The organism is Pseudomonas sp. B6(2017), from assembly GCF_002112765.1.
Taxonomy (GTDB): Bacteria; Pseudomonadota; Gammaproteobacteria; order Pseudomonadales; family Pseudomonadaceae; genus Aquipseudomonas; species Aquipseudomonas piscis.
On sequence record NZ_NEIQ01000047.1, the window covers coordinates 1 to 3,517 of the forward strand.

Sequence of the window (3,517 nt, forward strand, 5' to 3'; positions counted from 1 at the left end):
GATGTGCAGAATGAGGTACGGGTGGCCGAGGCCGAAGTGCGCAGCGCGGAAGCGGCAGAAGAATTTGCCCGCTCGGGGCTTGATCGCCAGCGCATGCTCTTCGACAAACAGTTCGTTGCACGGGCCCGGGTGGATGAGGCCGCGGCCAACTGGCGGGCGGCCAACGCAAGGCTCAATGTCGCGAAAACCGGGCTGCTCACGGCACGCAACAAATTGAGCTACACCGAGTTGCGTGCGCCCGATGCCGCTATCGTCAGCGCGGTGATGGTCAATAACGGCCAGGTGGTCGATGCCGGTCAGCTGGCGTTCAAGCTCGCCTCGACGCAGGAGCGTGACGCGGTCTTCAATATCTCTGAGCGCCTCTACACCTCAGTGGTCTCGGACGTGAAAGTCGAAGTCGCGCTGGTGTCGGACCCCAAGATCAAGGTCATTGGCTCGATCCGTGATTCCAGCCCAACCGCAGATGCCGCCACCCGCACCTATCGGGTGCGCATTGCGCTGCCGCAAACCCCGCCGGCCATGGCTTTGGGAGCCACCGTGACAGGCCGTCTGCTGTTGCCCGGCAAAACCCTGTTCATTCTCCCCGCCTCGGCCCTGACGAGCGAGGACGGCAAGCCGGCAGTCTTCGTGGTTCAGCCCTCCGATCACCTGCTGGTTCGCAAACCTGTGGTCGTCACCCGCTATACCGCCACGCAAGCACTGGTCGAGTCCGGATTGAGCGAAGGCGATGCAGTGGTAACGGCCGGGGTCAGCAAGCTCCGGGCCGGGCAAAAGGTCGTCTACGATACTGCCGAGGTGGCCCAATGAAACCCAGCCCGCCCCCCCCTGCAGATTCCCGCGGCTTCAACCTCTCGGCCTGGTCGATCGGCCAGATGCCACTGATGTTCTTCCTCATGCTGGTGACCCTGGTCGGTGGTGCGCTGAGCTATGCCAAGCTGAGTCGCAACGAAGACCCGGCCTTCACCATCAAGACCATGGTCGTGAGCGCCCACTGGCCCGGAGCGACCATCGACGACACGACGAAACTCCTGACCGACCGCCTGGAGAAGAAGCTCGAAGAGATCCCCTATCTCGACCGGCTCGACAGTTACACGCGCCCTGGCGAAACCGTGATCATGGTCAACCTGCGCGACGATGCGCCGGCGCGAGTGGTTCCCGATGCCTGGTATCAGGTTCGCAAGAAGATGGCCGACATCACCGCCACGCTGCCAAGCGGCGTGCAGGGCCCCTCCTTCGACGACGAATTCGGCGACACCTACGGGCAGATCTTCGGCTTCACCGCCGAGGGGTTCTCCGACCGTGAACTGCGTGACTACCTCGAAGGCGTGCGTGCGGAGCTGCTGCGGATTCCCGGAATCGGCAAGGTGCAGTTGCTGGGAGTACAGGAGGAGCAGATTGTCATCGAATTCTCCCCTGGCCGGCTGGCCGCCTTCGGGCTTGATGAAGAGGCCGTACTGCGCGCCTTGAAGGCGCAGAACGCGGTGATACCTTCTGGCACGGTGCGGCTGGCCGAGGACAAGATCGCCCTGCGCGTCAGCGGCGGTTTCGCCTCCGAGGAAAGCCTGCGCAACGTCACCTTGCGCGCCAATGATCGTTTCGTGCCGCTCACCGAGCTCGCGGCTATCCGGCGCATTGCCGCCGACCCGCCCGCGCCGCTGTTCCGGGTCAATGGTGAGAAAGCCCTAGGCCTTGCCATCTCGATGGCCTCGGGTGGCAACCTGCTGAATTTTGGCGAAGCGGTTCGCAACCGCATGGATGAGGTCAAGACCTCCCTGCCCCACGGTATCGAGATGATCCAGGTCGCCGACCAATCGACCGTGGTGAAGCAGGCCGTCAGTGGTTTTCTGACGGTCCTCGCCGAAGCGGTGGCCATCGTGCTCGCGGTGTCCTTTCTCTCGCTCGGCGTGCGCGCCGGGTTGGTGGTCAGCCTCTCGATCCCTCTGGTTCTGGCCATGACCTTTATCGGCATGGAGTTGACAGGCATCGGCCTGCAACGCATCTCGCTGGGGGCCTTGATCATCGCCCTCGGCCTGCTGGTGGATGACGCGATGATCACCGTCGAGGCCATGGTCGGCAAACTCGAAGAAGGCTGGAACCTCAAGCGGGCAGCGAGCTTCGCCTACGATTCAACTGCCTTCCCGATGCTGACCGGCACCCTGGTGATGATCGCCGGGTTCATCCCGGTGGGGTTCGCCGCCTCGAGCGCGGGTGAATACTGCTACTCGATGTTTATGGTGGTGCTGATCTCGCTGTCGGCTTCCTGGGTGGTTGCGGTGCTGTTCTCGCCCTTGCTCGGGACCCTGATCCTGCCCAAGTCGATGCCCCATCACGGGCATGGCGGCGGGCGCGTGATGAACGCCTACGAACGGGCGCTGGCCTGGGCCCTCAAGCATCGGGCGCTGACCCTGGGCTTTGCCGGCGCGGCCTTCGTGGCGTCGCTCGGCGGGGCAAGCTACCTCGAACAGCAGTTCTTCCCGCCCTCCGACCGCCCCGAACTGCTGGTCAGCCTGACGCTGCCGCAGAATGCCTCGCTGGATGCAACCATACGCCAGGCCTCAAAACTCGAGGAGTTGCTGAAGAACGACCCGGATGTCGAGCGCTTCTCCACCTACATCGGCTCCGGCGCCATTCGTTTCTATCTGCCCATGGAGGTGCTGCTGCAGAACGAGAACGTCACCCAGACGGTGGTGGTGGCCAAAAGCGTCAAGCAGCGTGATGCGTTGCAGGCCAGGCTGGCTGAGGCGTTCAAGACGCAGTTCTCCGGGCTCATCGCCCGTGCGACGCCGCTGGAACTCGGCCCTCCGGTAGGCTGGCCGCTCAAGTACCGCGTCACTGGCCCCGATCAGAACCAGGTGCGTGATATCGCCACGCGCCTGGCCAACCTGATCTCTGCCAACCACGACACCCGGGAGGTGCATCTGCTGTCCGGCGAGCCACAACGCAGCGTGCGGGTCGAAGTCGACCAGACCCAAGCGCGGGCATTGGGGCTTTCCTCGGAAGACATCGCCAGTGCCATGGCAACCATCTTCTCCGGCTCGGCGGTCACCACGGTGCGCGACCAGGAGCGGCTTATCGATGTGGTGATCCGCGCGCAAATCGGCGAACGCACCAACCTGGCAACCCTCGCTAATCTCCAGTTGCGCACGGCCGCTGGCCATAGCGTTCCCTTGACGCAGATCGCCAAGCTCAGTTTCGGCGTGGAAGACCCCATCGTCTGGCGCCGCCAGCGCCTGCCCCTGATCACCGTACAGGGCGACGTTCGCGAAGGGCTCGAGGCGGCCACCGTGGTTCAAGCACTGGCGCCCGCCGTGTCACGGTTCTCTGCCGAGCTGCCCAAGGGCTACAAGGTTGAAGTCGGCGGCGCAGTCGAGGAAGCGGCCAAGGGCAGCAAATCACTCGCCGCCGTGCTGCCCATCACGGCACTGGTGATGTGCGTGCTGCTGATGGTGCAACTGCGCAGTTTCTCGCGCATGTTCCTGGCGTTGGCGATGGCTCCGTTCGGGCTCATCGGTGTGGT

Annotated in this window: 2 protein-coding genes; both read left to right on the forward strand. The window is 64.0% G+C overall.

Annotation, left to right across the window (positions count from 1 at the left end):
* Positions 1 to 807 (forward strand): efflux RND transporter periplasmic adaptor subunit (locus CAG11_RS32780; RefSeq protein WP_085653317.1); only part of this gene is annotated, 807 nt, incomplete at its 5' end.
* An 86-nt stretch (positions 808 to 893) separates the two neighbouring features.
* Positions 894 to 3,517 (forward strand): efflux RND transporter permease subunit (locus tag CAG11_RS32785; RefSeq protein WP_256578830.1); only part of this gene is annotated, 2,624 nt, incomplete at its 3' end.